This is a genomic window from Streptacidiphilus melanogenes (assembly GCF_000787835.1).
GTDB lineage: Bacteria > Actinomycetota > Actinomycetes > Streptomycetales > Streptomycetaceae > Streptacidiphilus > Streptacidiphilus melanogenes.
In genome coordinates this window covers 180058-204386 of the sequence record NZ_BBPP01000007.1, presented here as the reverse complement: position 1 = coordinate 204386, position 24329 = coordinate 180058, and the positions used below count along the sequence as shown (strand labels likewise).

6 protein-coding genes are annotated in these 24329 nt (G+C 69.6%); all 6 read left to right on the top strand.

Annotation, left to right across the window (positions count from 1 at the left end; translation table 11 throughout):
- Positions 1-27: 27 nt before the first annotated feature.
- The 6 genes from TR49_RS10650 to TR49_RS39830 are packed head-to-tail and all read left to right on the top strand — an operon-like array spanning position 28 to position 24221.
- Positions 28-1524, top strand: a complete 1497-nt coding sequence (locus tag TR49_RS10650) for an SCO6880 family protein (protein WP_042379979.1) — start codon at positions 28-30, stop codon at positions 1522-1524.
- Between the two features lie 2 nt (positions 1525-1526).
- Positions 1527-2894: a putative type IV secretion/conjugal transfer ATPase gene (locus TR49_RS10645; RefSeq protein ID WP_236653315.1), complete on the top strand. Its 1368-nt coding sequence runs from the start codon at positions 1527-1529 to the stop codon at positions 2892-2894.
- Positions 2891-4711: a type IV secretory system conjugative DNA transfer family protein gene (locus TR49_RS10640; RefSeq protein ID WP_042379977.1), complete on the top strand. Its 1821-nt coding sequence runs from the start codon at positions 2891-2893 to the stop codon at positions 4709-4711. Before TR49_RS10645 ends, TR49_RS10640 begins: the two co-directional genes overlap by 4 nt.
- Positions 4704-5357: a hypothetical protein gene (locus TR49_RS10635; protein WP_052434175.1), complete on the top strand. Its 654-nt coding sequence runs from the start codon at positions 4704-4706 to the stop codon at positions 5355-5357. The genes TR49_RS10640 and TR49_RS10635 overlap by 8 nt, the downstream gene beginning before the upstream one ends.
- A gap of 21 nt (positions 5358-5378) precedes the next feature.
- A complete protein-coding gene (locus TR49_RS10630) occupies positions 5379-5900 on the top strand; it encodes a hypothetical protein (protein WP_236653314.1) in 522 nt (173 codons plus the stop codon).
- A 51-nt stretch (positions 5901-5951) separates the two neighbouring features.
- Positions 5952-24221 (top strand): helicase-like domain-containing protein, encoded by an 18270-nt coding sequence (locus TR49_RS39830; RefSeq protein ID WP_052434174.1) that lies wholly within the window; start codon positions 5952-5954, stop codon positions 24219-24221.
- Positions 24222-24329 lie beyond the last annotated feature (108 nt).

The window sequence follows — 24329 nt, the reverse complement described above, 5'->3', positions numbered from 1 at the left end:
AGCCGAACGGCCGGAAGGTAGCGCCCGATGCCACGGACCTTCACCTTCCCCAGGCCCCGGCCGCGAGGTCTCCTCGGCCGGAAACTTGAAGCCGACGACCAGTACATCCTGTGCGCCGCCTTCGTCTCGGGCCTCATCGCGGGATACCTCGTCGCCGACATCATCCTCAAGGTTCTCGTCTTCGCGGCCATCGCAGGATCGGGCAGCTGGGCCACCCTCGCGCCCTACAAGGGCCGGACCTGGGTGCGCTGGTTCGAGATCCGCCGCACCTACAAGCGGCTGCTGCGCGACGGCACTCTGCTCTACCGCTCCAGGGCCCCGGAGGCTGGGCGGCTCAGCAGCGGTCGGCGCGTGCCGATCGACGTGCCGCCCGGGGCGCCGCAGAACATGGAGTGGATCACGTCGCGCACGGCGTTCGGAGAGATCGCCTTCGTGCTGCAACCTCACGAGCTGTGGTTCACCGCCGCCCTGGAGGTCGAAGCCATGCGGGACTTCGGCAGCCTCGACACCGACGACAAGGAGGCCTTGATCAGGGCCTATGAGTACCTGCTCAGGTCGACGGCCGACAGCGGCGGGCGGATCCGCCGTCTGCAGTGGATCACGAGGATCATCCCCACCGATCCGAACGCCCACCTACGCGACGCTGCAGCGCGGCGCGACTCTGCCGCCCCGCAGTGGCTGGAGGACTCCTATTCCGAGCTGGTCAGGCAGGTCGCCGTCACGGCCGAAGACCGCCGCCTGATCATGGTCGTGGGCATCCCCTACAGCACGGACCTCGTGGCGGAAGCGCGCCGCTACAACAGCCTGCACGAGGGATACGGCATCACCCTCGGCAAGGAGGTCGAGTCCTTCATCCGGGGCCTGGGACGCGGCCAGCTCAGACACATCCGGAACTACGACGAGTCCTTGCTCGCGTCCTACCTGCACCACACCTTCGACCCGAGCCACTGGATCGACGACACCACAGGCATGGACCGTGTCACGGCATGGCCCGCCGAACTCGACGCCCGCCCCACCGAGCGCATGGTCTCCCGGAGCTGGGACAGCTCCGCGAAGGCCTGGCACTCGCGCACAGCCTGGATCAAGCAGTGGCCCGTGATGCCGGTCGGCGTCAACTTCATGGCGCCTCTCCTTCTGTATGTCTCGGATGTGATCCTCTCGGTGGCGGTGACGATGGATCTCGTCCCCACCGATCAGGCCATCACCCAGGCCATGGCCGACGCCACGGCCGAGCTCGGTCAAGCCGACAAGCGCGCCGGCAAGATCGAGGACCCGCGTGAGCGCAAGGCCCAGAGCGCGTCCGTGGCCACGATGCGCGAGATCGCGGACGGCGCCGCGGGCGTGCGGCTCACCGGCTGGGTGACGGTGACCTCGCCCGACGCCGAGGCGCTGCGCCGGGACTCCGACACCACGCGCAACGCGGCCACCCGCAGCGGACTGCGCCTGGAGTGGATGGACCACGAGCACCATCGCGCATTCGCCAACACTCAGCCCTTCGCGGGCGGCCTCATCAAGGAGAGCTGACCATGATCCTGGGCTCTCTCCGCCGGCAGACGCAGACCCGCCGACGCGCCATCCGATCCACAACCACCAACGCCTGCGGCCTGTATCCGGCTGTCGGTGCGTCGAGCATGGATCCCCGGGGGGTGATCATCGGCCGCGAGGCGTACTCCGGGGCCGCTTACATCTTCGATCCGTTCATCCTGTACGACCCGAAGGCTCGGATCAGGCTGCCCAGCGGGCACGTCCTGATTCTCGGGAAGTCGGGGCACGGGAAGTCTGCGCTGGAGAAGACCTACGTTCTGCGGCAACTGCGGTTCCGCGACCGGAGTTTCTGCGTCCTAGACGCTCAGGGCGAGGACGGCGCGGGCGAGTGGGACGGCATCGCGCGCGAACTGGGCATCACACCGGTCCGCCTGGTCTACGGGGACGTCGGCGCCACCGACGGGATCCGCATCAATCCGCTCGACCGCCGAATTCCGCAGGAGCACCAGTTCAAGGTCCTCGTCTCGATGTTCGAAATCCTCACGGGAACGGTCATCACGTCGCAGTGCAAGTTCGCCCTCGCCGAGGCGCACCGGGCGGCGGTGGCCAAGGCGGCCTCGGAGCGACGAGTCGTGATCCTCTCCGACGTCCTCGACGCACTGACCGCGCCCAGCGCGGCGCTGCTGGGACAGCAGCCGGTCACCCCGCAGGAGCTGACCGAGTGGGGGCAACCGGCGGCGCTCGCTCTCGACGAACTGTGCAACCCGCACCGCGACTTGGCTGGCCTGTTCGACGGTCCCACCAGTGAGGGCATCGACCTCGACGCACGGCTGATCGTCTTCGACCTGACCCGTCTGCCCCGTGAGGGGGAGGCGATGCCGCTGCTCATGGCGGTCATCGGGCCGTGGATCCGGTTCGGCTGGATCAAGTCCGGCGACAGCATCAAGAGAACACTGATCGTGGAGGAAGCGTGGCACATCCTCTCGCACAGGCCCGTGGCCCGATTGTTCGAGGAGCTGGTCCGTTACGGCCGCCGACTCGGCTTGAGCTTCGTCGCGGTGATGCACCACCTGGCGGACCTCGTGCTGGCGGACGCCCCCGAGGCCGCGGCCATCCTCAAACTCACCGCGGTCCGTGTGCTCTACCACCTGGACCGCGCCGAGGCCGACGTCACTGCCGACTACCTGGGGCTTCCCTCTTGGGCCCGTGACGCACTCGCCGACGGCGCGAACGTCTGCGCCCCCGGGCGCGCGATATGGCAGGTCGGCTCCCGAATCAATCTCGTGGAACATATCCGCACGAAAGCGGAAATTCGACTGACCGACACCAACCGCAGGATGACCGAGAGGGCCAGCAGCGACCAGAGCCACGGCCCCATGGTGCCCATGCGCAAGGGGGCCGCAGCATGATGCCGAAGGCGGCCACCCCCAAGACCGCGGCACGACTGCGGCTTGGCCGCGACGCGGTGTGGATCGTGCCGATGATCGCCCTGTTGCTGCTCACCGTGCTGCTGTGGGCCGCAGCCGTCGTATCCGGTCTCTTGGCGCACGGTCGCCCCGCTGCAGTGAGCTGGGACGTCGCGGGTACGGCGCTGCGTGGCGTCCTCGTGCATCCCGGCGACCCTGCCGCTGCTTGGCCCCGCCGGGACGGGGTCGGTGGGCCCATCGCCTACTGGGTGTCTTTCGCCGTGCTGCTCGTCGCCGCCGTCTACGGCGCGTGGAAGACCTACTGGTGGTGGAAGCGCCGGGGAGCAGATGGTGCGGACGGCAAGGCCACGTCAGCTCAGTTGGAGAAGGCGATGGGCGAGAAGCAGGCCCTGGCCCGCGCCGCGTCCCTGCGGCCGGACTTGTACGAGAAGAACCCGACAGCGATCCAAATCCGCGACGTAGCGGTCTACATCGGCTGCGCCGACCCCTCGCAGATTCATCTGTGGATCACGATCGAGGAGTCCGTGATCCTGGTCGCCCCGCCGCGCGAGGGCAAGACCAGCCAGATCATCCTGCCGGAGATCCTGGAGTTCAAGGGCACAGTCCTTGCCACCAGCTCCAAGACCGATGTCCTCTACAACACGGCCGAACTCCGCAAGGAGCACGGGCCGGTATGGGTGTTGGACCCCACCGGGCTGTCCGGCTGGCCCCACCAACTGCGCTGGCCGCTCACCGCCGGCTGCGAGCGCTATCAGGTTGCCCGCAAGCGGGCCGAGACCCTGGTCGCGACCACGAAAAGCGATGAGGGTGTCTCCAACGGTGGCTACTTCGCGCTGAACGCGAAGACGCTGATCACCTGTTGGTTGCATGCCGCCGCGCTCAACGGACGACCGGTGGCGGATGTCCTGGCTTGGGCGGCAGACCCGGACAACCGCGAGGCCGTCGACCTTCTGGCGGAGAAGGGCAAGCACAGCCTGGCGCAGGCTCTGGCCGGTCAGCACACAGCAGCGGAAGAGGAGCGGAGCGCCACCTGGCGCACCGCCCAGCAGTCGTTCATCGCCCTGTACGACGACGCCGTGGCCGAGATCTTCGCCCCGCCGCTGGACGCTGAGGTCTTCGACATCGACAAGTTCCTCACCGAGTCCGGCACCTTGTTCCTGATCGGAGAGGAAGAGGAAGGTTCCGCCTTCGCGCCGTTGAACGCGGCCTTCGCGAAGGCTCTGTTCGACCGGGCCAAGGCCATCGCCGGTCGGGCGCCGAACGGCCGGCTCCCGATCCCGTTCGGGTGCTTCCTGGACGAGCTCGCCAACGTGGCGCCACTGCCAGAGATCCCGTCCCTGATGTCGGTCAGCGGCTCGCAGAACATCTTCATCCTCGCGGTGCTCCAGTCCTACGCCCAAGCGGAAGAGCGCTGGGGACCGCTCGGGGTCAGGAAGATGTACGCGGCCGGCACGGTGAAGCTGTTCCTCGGCGGCATCTCCGACCCCGAAGAGCTCAAGTCGTACTCCGCGCTGACCGGCGAGTTCGACGAGGACGTGGAATCCATTTCCGATGACGGCGACCGGATCTCCGTCTCCACGTCGTTGCGCCGCCGCCCCGTCCTGGAGCCCGCCGACATCCGAATGATCCCCGAACGCGGCGGCCTGGTCATCCACCGCCGCACGCCCGCCGTCCACGTCAGCTTCGTCCGCGCCCACGAGGGGCCGCGCGCCCAAGAGATCAAGGACGCCACCCGAGCCGCCCGTCAGATCGTGGCGGACAGCGCGGCGCTGTCGGAGAAGGCAGGCGTGAATGAGTAGCGGGGGCGGCGGATTCGAGGAGATCTTCGAGCACATCCGCGGCATCGTCGCGGACCTGGCCAACAACGACGCTGAGCACGTGCTGTTCAACGAGCGCCTGCGAATCCTCGAAGAGCGCTCTGCCCCGGCCGAGGTAGCGACGCAGCAGGGCGAGGCGGCAGAGCTGGCATGGGTTCCGGGGGCCGCTGTCTCCTGGCACAACCTCACGCCGCAGCAGCGCAGCGTGTTGTGGCCCCAGTTCGTCGTTTGGACTCTGTGGCTGGCCGACCGCTACGAGGTGACCAACGACCAGATCCCGCGCCAGTGCTGGTGGAAGCACGGGGCACTGGTCGAGGAGCTGACCGCCCTGTGGACCTCGCACCAATCTGCCTACGCGGCCGAGGAGGACGCTGGCTCCGCTCCCTACCTGTGGCAGGACGCGCTCTCGCGCGCGATCGAGCGCATCGGCCGCCTTTGGCTCGGCAGCTGCCGCAACGGCCAGCACAAGGAGCGGCACCGCCAGCCGTGGATCGGAGAAGAGCCGTACCTGGAGGAAGTCCTCCAGGCCTACGGGCCGCCGACCGAAGGCCCTCAGCAGGGGGCCACTGAGACCCCACAGACGCCGCCTTCCGAGGCGGGCGACAACGACCGGCCCGAGCAGGGCTGACCTACCGAGGAGAACCCCCTCATGACGATGAACCGATACGGACGCGAGGCCCGCGCCTACTGGCGTCGTTGGCTGCCCCAGCGCTACGCCGCCCTGCCCGACCCCATCACCTTCTTCACCAACCTCGGAGAACAGGTCGAGCAGCAGGTTGGCGACCTGTGGGACTCCCTGGTCGTTACCGACCAGGTCCCCGCCGACGAGACCCACGAGCAACGGGTCGGTCGCCTGGGCCTACTCAAGGCCACCGCCGAGTACGAGGTCCTGGCAGAGCTCGTCCGCCTGCCCCCCGAGCCGGGTGCCGGACTTGACAACGATGACGAAGGACTGGAGAGCGACGCCGAGTTCGAGGCCCGCATCCAACGCACCCGCGATCACACCGAGTGGCTGGCCAGCACCGCCGACGCCCTGATCGACGGGACAACCACCCTCGACGAGCTCGACGACGAGCAACTGCGCGCCCTCCTGGACTACCTGACGCCCTCCTGGCTGCGCGTGCTCGGGACCTCAGTCGACGACCTCCGCGCCCGAGGGCGGCAGCTCTAGCCGCCGCGGCCCCGCCGACAAGCACTCGAACGACGCACGTGGAGGAAGACCGTGTACCAGACACCCCGTCGACTCTCCGAGCTGGACGCCGAGACGGCCGCAGGAACGATTCTGCTGCGCGCAGTGACCAGCGTCCCGGACGCGGCCTGCCAGTACCGCCTGTACGTCATCGGCCCCGACCACCCCTCTGCAGACCCGTCCGAGCAGGGCCGTTTCCTCATCGTCCGCGTCGGCGATGACGGCAAGGTGCACGAGGTGGCCGCGCCGATCGACCTGCGGCACCAGGAGTGGGCGGAGACCCTGTTCGACCGCCTGTGGGACGGGCTGGAGGACGGAACCCTTCCCGGCAGCGGCGACGGCGACGCCGAGGAGGCCTTGGCCGAGGACATCGTCAACGGCCCGGACCCCGAGCCCACCCGGCCGGTCGGTCCCGCCCCGCGGCCGCCGGAGGAAGCAGACGTCGTCTGGACTGCCACCTCGGGCCACACGGAGGAACTGACGCCCGGCGTCCGCGTGCTGTACCCCAGCACCGATCAGGAGCACGCCCTCGATCCTGACGACCTCATCGAGGCAGTCGACCTCATCGAGGCCATCGTGCGCTCCCGCCCCGACCCGGTGACCGGGGACATCCTGGTGCAGGACGTGGACGAGGACGACGAACCGTTCCCGATCGCGGTCGACCGCATTGTCTCCCACCACGTGCCGACCGTAGAGAAGGCCGCGCCCCCGTCACGCTTCCGCCCGGCCGGGCAGCATGATCTGGCTCCCTCCGGGCGCATGGCCCGGGTTCGCGCCAACATCGCCGCCATCCGTGTCCTGCACGACCTGCGCGAGCAGCGTCGCCCGGCGACGCCGGAAGAGCAAGCTGTTCTTGCCCGGTGGAGCTCCTGGGGCGCAGTCCCCGGGATCTTTGACCCACGCCAACACGACTTCTCCGCCCTTCGAGGACAGCTCAGAAGCCTGCTGACGGAAGCCGAGTGGCACGCGGCGGAAGCCACGACCCGCAACGCGCACTTCACCGATGCGTCCCTGGTCGAGCCCGTATGGAAGGCCCTGGCCGACCTTGGCTTCACCGGCGGCCGCGTCCTGGAGCCGGGCAGCGGCAGCGGGAACTTCATCGCCTTCGCTCCCGACTCGGCGCAGATGACCGGTGTCGAGCTCGACCCGGTGACGGCCGAAGTCTCCCGAGCGCTGTACCCCGACGCCGAGATCAGGAACGAGTCCTTCGTCGCCACCCGCTACCCCGAGGCTTACTTCGACGCGAGTATCGGCAATGTCCCGTTCGACGAGATCGCGATGACGGACCCGCTCCACAACCCGCTCAGGTTGGCAACTCACAATCATTTCATCGTCAAGGCACTGGAGTTGACGCGTCCCGGTGGACTGGTGGCGGTGCTGACCAGCCGCTACACGCTGGACTCGACCGGGCGCACCGCCCGCCTGGAGATCGCCGACCGGGCCGACCTGGTGGGCGCGGTGCGCCTGCCCGCCGGCGCTCACTGGGCGGCGGCGGGGACCAAGGCCGTCACCGACCTGCTGATCCTGCGGCGGCGCGACGGCGAGCCGCCCGTCACGCCTCCCGACTGGGTCGGCCTGTCCCGGGTGGCCTTGGACGAGGAGACCAGCATCCTGGTCAACTCCCACTTCCAGCGGCACCCGGAGATGGTGCTCGGCACGCACGCCGTCACCAGCAGCCAGTTCACCGACAAGGACATCACCGTCCGCCCGGCCGAAGGCGTGGACCTGGGTCAGGCGCTGACCCGAGCGCTCGCGGGGGTCACCCGGAAGGCCCACGAGGACGGGCTCACCATGAGCGCGTCCCCGGCCGCCGAACAGCGGGCCGCCGTGGAGCGGCGGGTCGAGCGGATGCGGTTCGCCGAGGAGATGTTCGGCAATGACCTCGACCGCTTCGAGGGCACCGTCATCGACCAGCACGACGGAACGTTCCTGCAGATCGCAGGAGGTGAGCTCACCGAGAGGACCGTCTTCAAGAACGCAGGCGACGAGCTCACCTCACTCTTGCGGCTGCGCGACACCTATGTCTCCCTGCTGAGCGCCGAGTCCACCAGCGGAGCAGAGGACGGGGCGACTGCCCTTCGCACCCAGCTCAACGACCACTACGACGCCCACACCGCGAAGTACGGCTTCCTCAACGTCCGGCAGAGCCGACGCGACCCGCGAACCGCCCACGGCACCTTCCGCACCGACCCGTACGCCGCCGGCGTCTACGCGCTCGAAATCTACGACCAGGACACCGGGACCGCGAAGAAGTCCGCGATCTTCACCAAGGCTGTCACCCACCCCCAGCAGGAGCAGAACACCGCCGAAACGCCGCAGGACGCGCTGGCCATCAGCCTCAACCGCTATCGCGAGGTGCGCCTGGGCGAGATCGCCGAGCTGCTCGGGCTGGAGTCGCTGGACGAGGCCCGCCAGGCGCTCGGGGACCTGGTCTTCAACGAGCCCGGCACCCAGAAGCTCGTGCTGGCCGCGGACTACCTGAGCGGTGATCTGGGCGAGAAGCTGGAGCAGGTGGAGTCCGTCCTGCGGATGGTCTCACCCGAGCGGCGCGAGCAGCACCCCTTCCAGGCCAACGCCGAAGCCCTGCGGCGGACCATGCCGCCGCCCAAGACGCCGGGCGACATCGAGGACATCCAGATCGGCGCGACCTGGATCGCGCCCCGCCACTACCAGGACTTCATCCGGCAGCTGCTGCAGTCGCAGTTCGTCGACGTGGCGTGCGAGTCCGGGGCCGACTGGGAGGTCACCGCTCCGCGCGGCGTCCTCAAGTCGCGTGCGGCCACGGTCGTCTACGGCACGGCGAAGCGAAACGCCGTCGAGCTCTTCCAGCGACTGCTGCGACGTAACTCGCTGGTCGTGCACCCCGGCAAGCTGGACGAGGACGCCTCTCCGGAGGACATCGCCAACGCCAAGCGTGTAGCAGCGGAGCAGACCGAGCAGGCCGTCGCGAAGGCGGAGGAGCTGAACAGGCTGTTCGGTGACTGGCTCTGGCAGGACCACGAGCGCGCAACCGACGTGCTGAACGCCTACAACAGGCGCTTCAACTCCTGGGTGCCCTACCAGGGCGACGGCAACCACCTCACCTTCCCCGGCCTCTCCGACCAGGTCGTGCCGCGCCCGCACCAGCGCGCCGGCGTGGCCCGTGCCTTGCACGAGGGCGGTCACAGCTTCTTCGACTACGAGGTCGGATTCGGCAAGACCTACACCATCGCCATGACGCTCATGGAGATGAAGCGCCTGGGCATGGTCAGCAAGCCGTGCGTCGTCGTGAAGAACCCGACCGTCGGCGACTTCCGCAACGACTTCCTCAAGTGCTACCCGACCGCGCGCGTGCTCGCGATCGACAGCGCGGACTTCACCAAGGACACGGCCGCGGCCTACATCGCCCAGATCGCCAACGGCGACTGGGACGCGGTGATCCTTCCGCAGAGTCTCTTCAAGCGGATCCCGGTCTCGGGCCGCGGCCAGGAGCAGTTCGTCGCAGACCAGACCGCGGAGTACCGCGCCCGGATCCACAAGATCCTCACCGGCAGCGACGACGCGCTCGCCCCGGGGCTCAACCCGGGCGGCGACCCGCTCGTAGCCGAATCCCTGGACGTGGCCGCCGCCAACAGCACCGAGCTGCGGCACGTCAGCAGCCGCACCAAGGACACCATCAAGCGCCTCCAGGGAGACCTCAAGCGGCACACCCAGCGCGCGCAAAAGAACCTGGTCAAGAACACGATGACCGGCATCTCCTGGGAGCAGACCGGCATCGACGGGATTGTCGTCGACGAAGTCCAGGACTTCGCGAACGCCGAGATCGGCGCCAACAACTCCGAGCTCTCCCTCACGGTCTCGGCGCAGTCCAGGGACCTGATGGTCAAGCTTCGCAACCCGAACAACCGGGTCGCCATCGGCTCGACCGGGACGCCGTTCCCGAACGCGATGCCGCAGGCATACGTGATGCTCAACTACTTCCGCCCGGATCTGCTGGAGCGGGCCGGCCTCTCCGCCTTCTCCTCCTTCCAGGCGCAGTACCTCACGGAGACGATGGCACCGGAGATCTCTCCGGAGGGCATCCCGCGCATCAAGGAGCGCATCGGAGCCTTCCGTAACGCGATGAACTTCTCCCGGCTGTGGAAGTCCATGGCCGACGTGAAGACCAAAGACGACATCAAGCTCCCGGTCCCCGACAAGTACACCGAGACCGTGGTCGTCCCCGCCACCGCGCAGGACAAGGCGTTCATGGCGGAGATCGCCGACCGAGCGGAGATCGTCCGCGCGGGAGAGGTCGATGCCTCCGTCGATAACCTCCTCAAGATCAGCAACGACGGCCGCCTTGCCGCCCTGGACCTGCGGATGGTCGGCTGGGAAGCGGACGGCCAAGGCAAGCTCGACGCCGCCGTGGAGCGGATCGCCGCGATCTACCACGAGCACAAGGGCCGCAAGTACACCGACCGCGACGGTGCGCCGAACCCGCTGACGGGCGCGCTGCAGCTGGTCTTCTCCGACCGTGGCACCCCCTCCGACAAGGCCATCAAGGAGGGACGGTTCATCGCCTACCACTACCTGCGCGACGAGCTGGTTGCCCGGGGCGTGCCCCAGGACCTGATCCGGTTCGCGCAGGACGCCAACACTGCGGAAGAGAAGGCTCAGCTGTTCAGCGACGCACGCCTGGGCAAGGTGGCGATCCTGGTGGGCTCCACCGACACCATGGGCGTCGGGGTCAACGTCCAGGACCGCGCGATCGCGCTGCACCACCTCGACTGCCCGTGGCGGCCCAGTGACGTCACCCAGCGAGAAGGCCGCATCGTGCGGCAGTTCAACCAGCACTACCTGCAGCAGATCCCCGTGCAGGTCTACCGCTGGGTCAAGGAGGGCTCGTTCGACTCCTTCATGTGGCAGACGGTCGAGCGGAAGGCACGCTTCACCGACCAGGTCCGTACCGGCCGCGACCGGGCTGAGCAGGAGCAGGCCCTTGACGGCGATCTCGGTCGGGATTACCTGGAGTTCGGGGAGATCAAGGCCATCGCGACCGGCAACCCGCTCCTGCTCAAGCAGGCGGCGGCAGACGAAGAGGTCCGCCAGTTGGAGGCCGCCTACACCAACTGGAAGCGCACCGAGCAGCACCTGCGCAACGTGGTCGACTCCGCCGACGAGACCCTCGCCGCTGCCCAGGGCTTCGCGGACCTGGTCGGCAAGGCCGTTGAGCGCCGTGCCGCCAACCACACCGAGGAGTTCCGCGCCGAGCTTCCGAGCGGCACCGAGGTCACCAAGCGCACGGAGGCGGCCACCGCGCTGCGAACGCAGCTGTCCTTGATGCAGCGCCGCGCCGGCCGGGAGGGGCGCAGCCAGTACGAGCACGTGGCTACGGTCTCCGGCCAGATGATCATGGCTCGGGTCAACAACGGCCACGACTTCATCGAGTTCACCATCCGAGGGCTGGCTGAGGTTCCGCAGGCGACCTTCACCGTGGACGACGTCAACGCCGCGCTCGCGCCGGGGAAGCCGCCCGTCGGCCTGATCACACGCATCGAGAACCACATCGGCAAACTCGATCGCCTGCACACCACCCTGCAAGGCGTGGTGGAGGAGCTGCGGCAGGAGATCGACCGTGCGCAGAAGCTCGTCGGCAAGCCGTTCGGCAAGATGGACCGGCTCCTGCGCGCCCGCTCCGAGCAAGCCCAGATCAACTCGGACATCCAGGCGCAGGCCGAAGGCCGGGCCCGCACGGAGGACGATCCGGCAGAGGCAGCCGCGCCATCCCAACCTGCGGCCAGCACCACGGTCGCTCCTGCTGCCTCGTCCTCGGAGGCCGCCTCTGCCGACAGCAGCGGACCGTCAGCCAGGCCCGGGTCACCGCCCACTGCCCCGTACGTCGATCGCGCGGCGAGTTGGGCGGCTGAGGAGTCCGTGACCAGCTCCTACCGCCAGTGGACGGAGCAGCTCGGGGCGCACCTTGACCGTGGATCTGCGGAGGAGCGCGGCCTCGCGCAAGCGGCGGAACTGCTGCTGACCGAGAGCACGGGAGCGCGCCAGAGTCGACTGCTCGGATTCGACCACCTCACCGGGCTGCTGGTCGTGGACGACCTCGCACGCCAGATCCGTGCCGTCGCCGAGCAGTGGGACCGCCAGCAGCGAAACCCGCAGGCGGTCCGCGACACCTGGCAGTTGTCCACAGCCATCCGGGATCACGCCTCCCGGTACCGCGCCACCGTCGCCGACCCAGGCAGCGCCGAGTACCGGCGTTGGGCCTCCACCGATGAGCCGGTCAACGTCGATGACCAGGCGGCCGAGGACGCGGCAGCGCTCCTGGACCCGCTGGGCCAGTACACGGTGACCGGCCCCGGTGGGCTGAGTGCGGAACCGACCCTGGGCGCGGACCTGGCCGCTGGCGTGGCGCAGCTCATCGCCGACGGGGCTCGTGTCGAGCAGACCGCCACCGGGCTCGTTCTCGCCCTGGCTGACGGGGCCCGGTACGACGTCGTCGATCCCACCGCGCTCGACGTCGAGGAACCGGAGCCGCTGATCGGGGCCGACGCGGAAGTGCAGGCCCGAGTCGCTGCCTCGGACACGGACTCGCCCCGTTCCTCGCTGCCGAACATCGAGTGGGCCTCGGTCGTGCTGGGGCACTACGTCGACGCGGCCGAGCTCGTCGCCGGCCGGGAACTCGTCGCCGCCACCGGGCGCCAGCTGGAGGGCATCCTTCGGCAGCAATCGGCGTCGCTGGGGCACGAGTTCACCGCGGAGCTCTCCACTGCACTCACAGCGGCACACGAGAGCACCCAGCTGTCGCCGGAGGAAACGTTCGGCATCTACGACCGCTTGGCCCTGGCTGCCTCCGCCCTGGTCGACAGCGGTGAGGGAGAAGTGGCTGCGCTCGCCGAGCGGCTGCAGCTTCGGACCGAACGCCACCTGGCCCGGATGCAGGCCCTCGGCAACCATCTGACCGACGAGCTGATGGACGCGTCCGCGCTGGACCCGGAGTCTTTGGCGGTCCTCGGCCGCGGCGACCCCGCGAAGGAACGCCCCACCCCGTACAGCGACAGCACCCACCTCAACCACAGCCGAAGCATCCTCTTCCAGGCGTACGACCGCTGGCCGCTGGTGTCCGGCGGCGGAGGGAAGGCGGAAGCCGCTCTGCGCGGGTCTATGTGGGAGCGCCGCGAGATGCCCGACACCCGCTTGACCGCCGGGCTGCCCGAGTGGCTGCAGGTCGTCGCCCTCGCCATGGGGGCCGCCGACGCAGCGGAGGGCGAGACGCGTGCCATCCTGCGCGATGTCGCACAGCGCGCCTTCCAGCACCACCAGCACCTGTCAGCCCACCAGCTCGCAGCCGCCGAGAGCAGTCCCTACGAAGACAGCGAGGCGTTCACCCAAGGGGCCGAGGGCCTTGTCAGCGCCTGGGAGACCTGGCTCGCCACGGCCACCGCTCGCGAGCTCGGCGAAGGCGACGGTTCCCGCCCGCAGGATGCCCCCTTCACCGCTGCCCGCGCCGCCATGGAAGAGGTCCAGGAAGCCCTGCGCTCAGTGGAGCTGGCCTCGACCGAGGACGGCACGCTGGACGAGGTCACCCGGCAGACCACCAAGCTCGCGCACACCACCTACGCGCTCGTTCTGAGCTTGCGGGAGGAAACATTCCGCCAACGGGGTGACCAGCAGGTGCTTGTCCGGCTGGTGCGGACGGCATACGAACACGCCGCCGCCTGCCGGGCGGCGTCGCTGCAGCCTGCCGCGGCAGCGCAAGTCCGACATGGCGTTGCCCAGCGGCAGATGGCCTTGGGGAACACACCGGAGGTGCCTGAGGCCTTGCCCGAGAGCGCCGTCCCGGCCGTCAGCAGCGCGGCGCCGCTGGAGATCGAGCACAATTACCGCACCACGATCGTGCGCGGCACCACCAACCTGCCCGCCGACACCGAGGTGCGGCGGCTGCTGGACCGACTCGGCTTCAAGTACAAGGGGAAGCAAAGCCACTGGGTCCTGCCCCGCTCCGGCGCGCTCGCCGACATGCACCAGCGCAACGAGCGCATCCGCCGCCTCGTGCAGGAACTGTCGAAGCTCGGCCGCAGTCACCAGATGATCGAGACCGCGGCGCAGGAGCCACCGGTCGAGATCCGGATCCCGGCTGGCGAGCCCTACGCCACTCGTGCCGAGGCTGAAGAAGACTTCCGGGCTGCGTTCTCCGCCTACTGGAGTCTCAGGGACACCCCGGCGGGCAGACGCCTGATGGGCAGCGACGGTCGTCCAGACGGCCGCGCCGTCCACGCCGCGCTCGAAGACCTGCGTCAAGGCGCTGTGGGATCCAACCTGGATCCGTTCGCCCACCCGGGCGACGCCGTGGCGCTGCGGACCGTCGAGCTGGCCCGCGCGACCCAGACCATCTCCCAGCACCTCGCTGTGGAGAAGTACCGGGCGCCGGCGGCGCTCCCGCACCTGCGCGCGATGACGCAGTACGCGACCCTACTGGCGTCGCGCATCTCCGCCACGGTCGCCGACGATGGGCGATGGGAGGAGCTGTTCGCCACCCCGGTGTCTGCCGCTCAGCCTGCGGCGGCCGCCGGAGAAGGCGCAATGCCTCCCGATGCTGCTGCAGCATTGGCCGAACCCGCACCACCTGCTGACGACGACGTGTCCGAGGCCGCCGTGGCACCGACCTCCACCTCGGCGGACCCGCTGCTGGCGGGCCCCTACAGCGATGGCCAGCTGGCAGTGGCGGTCGAGCGGATCAACTCCCTTGTCGCTGAGCTCCTGCGCGGCACAGAGATCCTGGCGCTCGCTGACGCGGACCTGCACGAGACCGTCAAGGAGACCTGGGAGACTGCCGACACCGCCGGACGCGTCGCGCTGGGCGGGGAAGAAGAGTTCGCCGCGGCCCTGGCCGCCTACGGCAAGGCCATAGACGCCACGGGCATCGCTATCCGTGCGATGGAGCAGGAACGGGCCCGAATCTCTCCGGCCTTGCGCGCCCCGGCCAACGAGCTCATCAGCGCGACCGAGACGCACATCGTTCGTCTCTCCTTGACCTACCGCATGGAGCAGGAGGCCAAGGAAGCCGCTCGTGCGCAGCGCGCCCGGGAACGCGCAGCTGACACGGCCACTCACGACGCGCGCATCCACGAGGAGGCGCGCGACTGGGTGGTCCGCGCGGCGTCCGACGCCGATAGCGTCCTCTCCTGGCTGCACAGCGGAACCGAGGAAGAGGCCCGAGCCAGGTTCGACGAGTGGCTGAGCTACCTGGTCGTCACCGATCCGGTGTCCGGCGCGGGAACCCGATACGAGGACTGGATCGGGTTGAGCAGCCGGCCCAGCGCCCGCACGGACATCACAGCGGACGCGTTCGCCGCGCTCTACTCCACGGCGCCTGCCCCGGACGAGGACCCCGCGACGAGTCCTCGCCCCGCAGCGGTGCCGCACGGGCTCGACGCGCTGATCTCCGGGATCGACACTCTGCCCCTCTACGAGCAGGTGGGGCCCAGCGCTGATGCCCGGCTCGCCGTCATGGCCACACTGTCCTTGCCTGACGGGACCGTTGACGACGCACTGCTGCTCCTGCAGTCCGTGGAGGACAGCGGCGACGAGCTGGACGACGAACCTGTCGTGCGCGGTGCCCAGATCCTCCCCCCGACCAACCTGCTGTCCACCAGCGTGGAGGGGCGTTGGTTCGCCGGAGACCTGCTGTCCATGCAGGGGGCGCGCATCCTCCCCTTGCGAGAGCCGATCCCCTGGGCGACCGTTCGCGAGTTGGCGGCCGGAACCTACGAAGCCGCGCTCCGTGCCCTCCCGACGGACCAGACGAGCGCGGCTGCCGAGGCGGACAACGTCGCAGAGCCCCCCACCGAAACCGGGGAGGCCCAGGCCGAGACGGCTCACGAGTCCGTGGGTACGACGAGCGCTCAGGAAGTTCAGGAAGCGGGTCCGGACACCGCACCGGCAGACCTTGCGCCGTCGGAAGACGCGCAGCTGGTGCAGCCGGCTACCGAGAGCCCCGGGCAGCCGGGCTCGCAGGAGCAGACGGGCGGCACCGAACCCACGCTGCGGCAGCGCACGCTGGAGGAGGCGCTCGGGCTGCTGCCCTCGGAGCAGTACCTCGGCTACCGGGGACGCTGGGGCGGGGACTATGACGTTGCGGTCCCTGGCGGCCGGTACGTCATCCGGCAGCCCGGCTTCGACCGCCAGAACTTCTCCGTGCGGTTCATGCCGGATTTTGAGCACCAGACCGACACCGTGTCGGTGGCATCCGTCGCCACGGTGGAGCAGGTCATGCCGCGCATCCGCCGCCACGCGCGGCAACTTGCGGAAGCCCCGGCCTACGAGGAGCAGGCCCGGCGGCTCGCCGAGCCAGCAGCCGAAGCGATCGCTGGCGCCGACATCCCGGGAGTCGCCGAGGAGTCCACAGAGCTGACTAGCCGTGAGTCAGCAGTGTCCACGCTGGAGGAGAACATGCCGGAAACTGCCGAAGCCGCGGCTGAGGGTGCGTGGTCCAGCCGGATCAAGATCGTGACCGAAGGCGGCGCAACGTTCGTCACGGGAACCGGCGGCGACTACTTCCCGCAGGAAGCAGACCTGCGGAAGCAGCTCAAGAAGAGCGGTCAGAACTTCACCTTCCGGGAAGGACGTTGGCGCTACTCGGGCCGCCCAGCGAACCGGGAACGCGCCATCGCCGAGATCCGCGCCTACCTCCGCACGAAGGACGCCGAGGCTGCTGCAGCCGAGGCTTCCAAGCCGGGCCGATACCCCCCCACGCCGCAGCAGCAGCGGATCATAGATTCTGTCCTGGCGGGGAAGGACGTCGCCGTTCAGGCGCTCGCCGGCACCGGCAAGACTTCGACGCTGCTCATGCTCACCGAGAGGCTCCCGAAGAAGCGCATCGCCTACATCGCATTCAACCGGGCCATCGCCGACGAGGCCCGCCGGAAGTTCCCCCGACGGGTGACCTCGGGGACCAGCCACTCCTACGCCCGGACCGCGCTGCGCAACACGCCGCTGTGGGACAAAGTCTCCCGAGCGGGCAGGAACGGTGGCGCGCGGTTCCCCAAGGACGTCGCGCCGCTCCTCGGCCTGACCAAGCCGCTGAAGTTCCAGGACGGGGGCCTCGAACCGCAGGAGGTCGCCCGGATCGCGCTGACCGCCGTACGGCGCTACCGCGAAAGCGCCGACGCCGAGCTCGGCCCGCAGCACCTCGGCGAACGCTGGGCGGACAGCCCGGTGACCGGCCGGCTCCTGCGGTTCGCGCAGCAGATCTGGGACGACAAGGCCGACCCGGAGAGCAACAGGTTCATCTTCGAGCCCGACGACTACATCAAGGTCTGGGCCCTGGGTAGCCCGCGGCTCCCGTTCGACCTGATCATGTTCGACGAGGCGCAGGACATCAATCCGGTACTGGAGAAGGTCGTCGCCGATCAGCAGGCGCAGAAGATCGTCGTCGGCGACAGCCACCAGTCGATCTACGAGTTTCGGGGCGCGATCGACGCTCTCAAGGACTGGCCAGCCGACGAATCCCTGCCGCTCACGCAGAGCTGGCGCTTCGGTCCCGAGGTGGCGGCCGTCGGCAACGCCTACCTCCGGCTCCTCGACGCCGACTTGGTGCTGGAGGGGAACCCGAGCCTCGACAGCAGCATCGGAGACGTTGATGAGCCCGACGCCATCCTCACCAAGACGAACATCGGAGCCATCGGAGCGGTCATCGAGGGCTTCGACCAGGGCAAGCGCGTCGCGCTCGTCGGCGGCGGCGGCGACATCGAGGCCATAGCGAAGGCCGCGCAGGACCTGCAAAACGGGCGCCGCACCAAGCACCCCGAGCTCTCGGCCTTCGCCAACTGGAATGAGGTTCGCGAGTTCGCGGACACCGACGAGGACGCCAAGGCACTGCAGACCCTCGTCCGGCTCGTGGACCGCTACCGGCCTGACGGCCTGCTGCGGATGATCGAGAGCCTCGTTCCCGAGGACGCGGTCGACGAGGAGAGCAAGCCGGAGCTGGTCGTCAGCACCGCGCACAAATCCAAGGGAAGGGAATGGGACAACGTCCGCATCGGCCCTGACTTCCCGCAGCCGAAAGAGGACACGAGCACTGGGGAAGTCATCCTGCCTCCGCCCTCGGAGCTTCGCCTGGCCTACGTCACGGTGACCCGGGCCAAGGCGAGGCTCGAACTCGGATCGCTCGACTGGGTCCGGCTGATGGACCCAAACCTGATGGCGCGAGCATCCGCGAGCCGCGCGACGGAGGTCGCCCCCGCTGAAGAGGTGGCCGTGACGGATGCGCTCACCGAGCTGGATGCGGAGGCCGAGACACCTGAGGCCGCGGCGACCGCCGTCTCCGCGCAGGGAGCGAAGGCCGCCTCAGAGAGCCCCGCTGCGGTCGCGGAGGAACAGCCGGCGGCCGCCACGGCGCCAGCTCAAGGGGCCGACAGCTCGAACGAGAACGAGGAACTGGCCCGCGCCGAGGGCGTTGCCGAGCCGGCACCGTTGCCCTGGGACACGGCGAAGATCCGTCAGCGTGGTGTCGCCGGGCTGCGAAGGGAGGAGAAGAGCCCGGTCCCCAACCTGCGCACCGAGATCGTGAACGCTGTGGGGCGCGGACAGGAGATCGGGGATGTCTGGCGACAGGACAACCCGTGGGCCCAGTTCCACGCGAACCTGCGTCACGTCCTGGCCGCCCTCCAAGATGACGAGCCTGCCTCCAGCTTGGTCGAGGACATCGCGACCGAGCTGCAGGGCAGGATCGAGCAGATCGCCGACCGGGCGTCGACCCACTACAACGGGCTGATCGTGCCGCTCGCCGGGAATCCGGCCGCACTCGACGCGCTCGACCAGCAGTTGGTGGCCGACAACCGGATCCCGGAGATCGGCAACGCATTCGCGCGTGAGGCGCTCATCCTGGTCCTGCAGACTCTGGACGACGCCGAGCAGACCGCCGCCAGCCGCAAGATCAACAGCAGCGTTGTGCGCGACGCCCTCGACCAGGTGGTGGGGCTCGCCGGAGTCCGACTGCACCCGGGAGGCGAGTCGAACCCTGGGGTGGACGCGGCGCTCGCCCCCGTAGAGGTCCAGCTCGACGCAGCCCGCGAACTGATCGCGGAGCTCGGCCTCAACGCCACGGCGCTGGAGACCTACGGCCGCATCCGCACACTGATCGCCGACCACGAGCAGCAGGCCCAGGCCCCGAAGCAGTCCGCCGAAGCTGCGGCGCCGGAAGAGGCAGCGCACCTCGCTGAGCTGGCCGAAGCTGCCAGCACCCCCGTCAGCGAGGCCGAGCCGCTGACGGACCGCGACATCGCCGTCGCCCTGGGCCGGATCTCGGACCACAGCTTCGGCCAGTGGATCTTCCACAGCGACGGTGAGAGGAAGCACACGCCTCAAGTGTTCGACGGCTTCTTCCGGATGCCCGCCCGTCCCGGCGAGGACGGGAACGCTGAGACAGGCAGCGTGTGGTCCCGCACCGGCGGCCTGGACATCACCGTCTCCGTCGGAGGCACTGAGGTCCGCACCGGCCGGATCACATGGGCGAAGGCCCTGGCCTGGCTCCGGCCGGCGCTGACCGAACAGCGCAAGGAGATCCTGAACACCGCCTGGACGACGGGCAACGCGTTGGCCAGGACCGAGGACGGCTTCCGCGTGATCGGCGAGCACGACCGATTCCGCGCAGTACAGCAAGAGGTCCAGAAGATAAGCGGCGACCTGGTTCGCACGTTGGTCGATGAGTCCCTCCAAGCCCACCTGACCGGGCAGGCAGAGACCCTGATCGCCCGCAACCGACGCGACGCCGACGAACCGGACGACGGACTCATCAGCCTGGAAAGCCTCGTGGACCCCGACACGGCCCGCGAGCGCGCCGCCGGGGAGCAGACCCTGGAGCGGCTGCGGACGATCCGCGCCGTACTGCCGGACCACCACACCCAGCATGTTCCGCTGTCGGAGATCACGGCCGGTGACGCCTTCTGGAGCATCTCCCCGCAGCGCCTGCCGTTCGTGGCCCAGGGGGCGGCCGAGGTGTCTGGCGGCACCACCATGATCGCGGGCGTGCTGGGCCTGGCCTCCGGACAAGCCCGCCCCTACACCTGGGTGCACGACCACACCGACCTGACCCAGCTGGTCCCGCGGCTGCTCCTGCCCACGACCCTCGCTGGACTCACGGACGTTGCCGCCGACACCGCCAGCTGGTCCACCGACAACGCGACTGCCGAGAACACCACGCAAGCCGCCGAACTGCCGGAGCAGGGGCTGGAGTCGACTGCAGCAGCTGAGGCGGAGGTGACTGAGACGGCGCCTGAGGAGCCTGGGGCCGTGGTCGAGGAGAGCCAGACGGTGCAGCCTGCGGGCTTCCCAGTGGCCCACGCCACGCCAGCGACCGAACCGGCAGTTCCCGCTGCTGAGCCGTACTCCACGTTGGAGGACTTCACTGCCGACCTGGACGAGACTCGGCAGGCGTTCACCGCCTGGAGCGGTTCGCCCACTGTGCGCCGACTCAATGAGCATGCCCGGGAGATGCGCAGTCTCACGGATGGCCCAGTCATCAACGAGGCCCAGCAGATCCAGGAGCCGTGGCTGGACCTCATGCTGGCTCTCCTCGGCGCACGCGAGATCGACGTGCAGGAGACGGCCCAGAGGCTGCGGCGGTTCGACGAGGTGGCGACTGCGACCGGGCGGTCACTGCGGGACATGGAGTCGTTCGCCGACGTCGCTGACCGTCAGGCTCTCCAGAAGGCGATCGGGGGTGCCCGACGGGCTGCGGACCGCATGGATGCGACCGCATCGCTCGGCACGGCCGCTCTCCACAGCGACGCGGCAGGCAGCGTCGCTGCCGAAGGGGCCGCGGAAGCCGCCGCCGCTGTCGCGAGCGGCGATGCCGCCCCCCAGACCACCGGAGCGGTCGCGGACGGGCAGCGGCCCGATTGGAATGGTATGGCCCTGTTTGGGGCGGAGCTCGCCCGCCTGCGCGAGACGCACCAGGCGTGGGCGGCGTCCATGACGGCCGCCCGCTTGACCCATCCTGCCAACGCCGCCGGAGGACAGCTCGCTGCCCGGATCCAGACCGCGTGGGAGCAGCTGGAGCAGGTCACGCAGGATCGCGCCAGCGTCGCCCCTCTGCTGGCTGGACGACTTCGTGAGCTAGCGGAGGCGGTCGCCGAGGTCGGCAGGACACTGACCGCCAGCAGCCAGTACGCCTCGCCTGTGGACCGGCACGTGCTGCTCGCGCTGTTCAGCAACGCCATTGCGGTCGCGGACCAGATCGAGGCTGCCTTCGGAGCCCAAAGGCCGGAGCCGGTGCAGGCCGCCCCAGAGCCACCGGCCGCCGACCAAGCAACTACGCAGGCGGTCGCCGAGAGGCTGCGCAGCCTCGCGCCCTCGGAGCAGGCCGACAACAGGCCGGACCGGAGCGCAAAGCTCGCGCAGGCAGCGTGGCGTACGGGAGTGCGCAAGGCCGCTGAGGGTGAGTTCGGCGCGACCGCGAAGGAAGCCAGGGCGTTCGGCGAGTGGTACATCGACCAGGGCCACAAGTCGTCCAAGGACATGCCCCGCACCGAGCTGGCCAAGCTGTACGAGCAGTGGCAGCGCGCCACCGCCTCGCCGCCCGAAACCCAGGACACGGCCGTTCCCGTCGAGCAGGAGGCGGCCCCCACACGGTCGACGGAGGCAGAGCCCGCGTCGCAAGCAGAGGTGACGACCGTACCGGAGGTCGCCGCACCCGCCGTGGCGCCCGGACCTGTCCCCCAGTCAGAGGCCACCCCCGAGCCGGCATCCGCACTGGTGGAGCCGGAGGCTTCGTCGGCGCCGCTGCACGAGGGGGAACCGGAGGATGAGGCCGCAGCAGCTTCCGCTCCCGGGGCGGTGCCGCACTCGCCCACCGTGCCGGACCCCGCGGTGGAGGCGGACGACGAGCTCGCTCAGTTCTCGCACGACGACCCGGGAGTCGAGGCCGAACCCTGGGTCGACGTCATCGGAGAGGGAATCGTCGGCGACACCGAGCTGGTGAACGAACCCGACTTCGTGGTGGAGCTCCCGGAGAACCCAGCTCGGGCGGACCGGCCCGCAGCGGCGGAGGTACCGCCCGCGAGCACGCCGAGCGGGGCGGCGACCGATGACGCCGCCCCCTCTGACCAGGGCGCACCCACGCAGAGTGCGCCCACCGTGCCCAGCCTGGAGGAAGTGGTGGCCGAACCGCCTGTTCCCAGAGCCGTCGAACCGGACGAGCTCGACCGGCATTTCGCCAGCATCGTGCAGGCGCTCAGGTCTCCTGCACGGCTCAGCCCCCAGGACCAGCAGCGTCTGGAGCTGCAGTACGCGGACCTGCGCAGCCACTTGGCCGACCTGCTGGGAGCGCTCGACAGTGCGCCGGTTCAGCCACAGGGCACGGAGCCGTCGGTGGACGCGGCTGACGCCGCTGAGCTCGACGCCGCTATCGGCGCCGCTCAAGCGGAGGCCGGAGCGTACTGGGGCACCCCGGAGTGGCAGTCCATCCGCGACGTTCACCAGGCCAGCCAGGCGCTGCGGTCAGCCGTGCGCGACGCGGTGATGACCCATGCGGAGGCACTGGTCCGGGACGTCCGTACCCACGGGCTCGACCGCACCATCCAGGCGTGGGCCGCGCGGGCGGTATCGCACAGCGCCTACCTGCTGGCGCGGCGGCTGGACAGCGGCGGCATGCGCGATTCGGCGGCCTGGCGCGCAGTGTGGCGTCTGCACCGCGCGGCCTCAACCCGGGCCGACCGGCTGACCGGACTGCTGCCCGCAGGGCAACGGATCGACCTGGCCACTCAGCTCCGCAGCGCCTGGCAGTGGCTCGCGGACAGCATCGCCAGCCGCCTCCCCGACCGAGCGGACGACGGCGCTTCGGGACATCAACTGTCGTTGATCGCCCGCAGCTTCGAGACGGTCAGGGGCAACTACCAGACCGCCGCCGACCGGATCGCGGACTGGGCTCAGCATCCCCTGTGGCGGCGGATCGTCACCGTCTTCGAGTCCGCCCGGCAGGCGTTGGACGGGGCTCACGCGGGGCTTCACCGGCTGGCCGCCGATCACGCCACCCTGGGCACCGGCCGCACACTGTGGGTGCGGACCCTGGAGATCATCGCGCACTCCGCACGGAGCCTGCTGGACCGCCTGGAGCACGGCGGTCACCGTGACGGCTTGCGGTGGAACGCTCTGCGGGTGCTGCACCACGCCGCCGAAGAGGGCATCTCCCACCTGCGCGGTCTCGTCCCCGAGCACATCAACAGCCCGTTGGGCACCTACTACGAACCCGAACGAGGCACCGCCGAGGAGGCAGCCGTCTCCGCTACGGCCCTGGGCGCAGAGCCCGCCGCCACCGCCGATACCGCGCAGGCTGAAGAGGCGAACCGCCCGGCCGCGACCGCTCCGGTAAGCAACGCCGCCGCATCGACCCCCCAGGAGGAAGCACAGGGGCCCGAGAACTGGGAGCAGCTGCGCGAAGCGGTCGACTTCGTGGTCGGAGCGCCGTTCGCGGCTGAACTGCTCGTCAGGAGGCGGCTCTCGATCGACTCGGAGCAGACCCTCCGGGTCATGGGGAGGCTGGAGGGGCTGGGGATCGTCGGCCGGAAGGAAGGCGATCGTCTTCGGCCCGTGCTGGTCCGCGACCGCGAGGAGGCACGGCGCATCCTCGCACAGGCACAGCAAGCCGGGCAGCCCGATGCTGCGCCGGCGGCAGAGCGGGCTCCGGCACCGGCGAGCGCAGCCCCTGCCGACCCGGTCGAGGCACCTGCGGTCGTCGCGGAGGCGATCCCGGGCGACCAGGTGAGTGCACCGGGATTGCCGCAGCGGCAGCGTTCCGCTGCCAGGCCGGGCCCCGGCCAGCCGAGGCCGGCGGCAGTGCAGCGTCAGCCCGACGCCGACCCGGGGGCGTCCACGCAGGCGGTGCTGACCGCCCAGGCCAAGAGGCTGGCGGACAAGGCCACCTTCGCTGTCTCGGCTGCGTCCAATCCCCGAGAGCAGGCGGCTGCGGCCACGCTTCAAAAACTGGCAACGAAGACTAAGGACACGGCGGACCTGATGGCGCAGGGGCCTGCCGCTGCGACACCCGAGCGGGGAGCGCTGATGGCAGAGCCGTTCCTGCGGGCGTTGCGGATGATGGCTGCGGCCAGCGGCGCTGCACTGCCGGAGGACGTCGTGCAGAGCGCCTGGGCGGCTGCGGTCAAGGCCACGGGTGGGCCCAAGAGCAGCAGCCCTGGCGCTGGGGGGCCCGGCGCCGGGACGGCTCCCGCCGGGAAGGGCGGCCAGCAGCAGACGGACGGGCGCAGGGCTCAGCAGCGGGAACAGCAGCAGCGGCAAGAGCAGCAGCGCGCCACTCCGCACGGTCCGCGCATGTAAGTGCACCCGATCGGTGGCCCCGCGCTTCCCGGCGGGGCCGCCGGTACGCGTGGCCGGGCTGTGAGCCCGTAGGTCTTCATGTTCGGCTGGAGAAGGGAGCGGAGATGA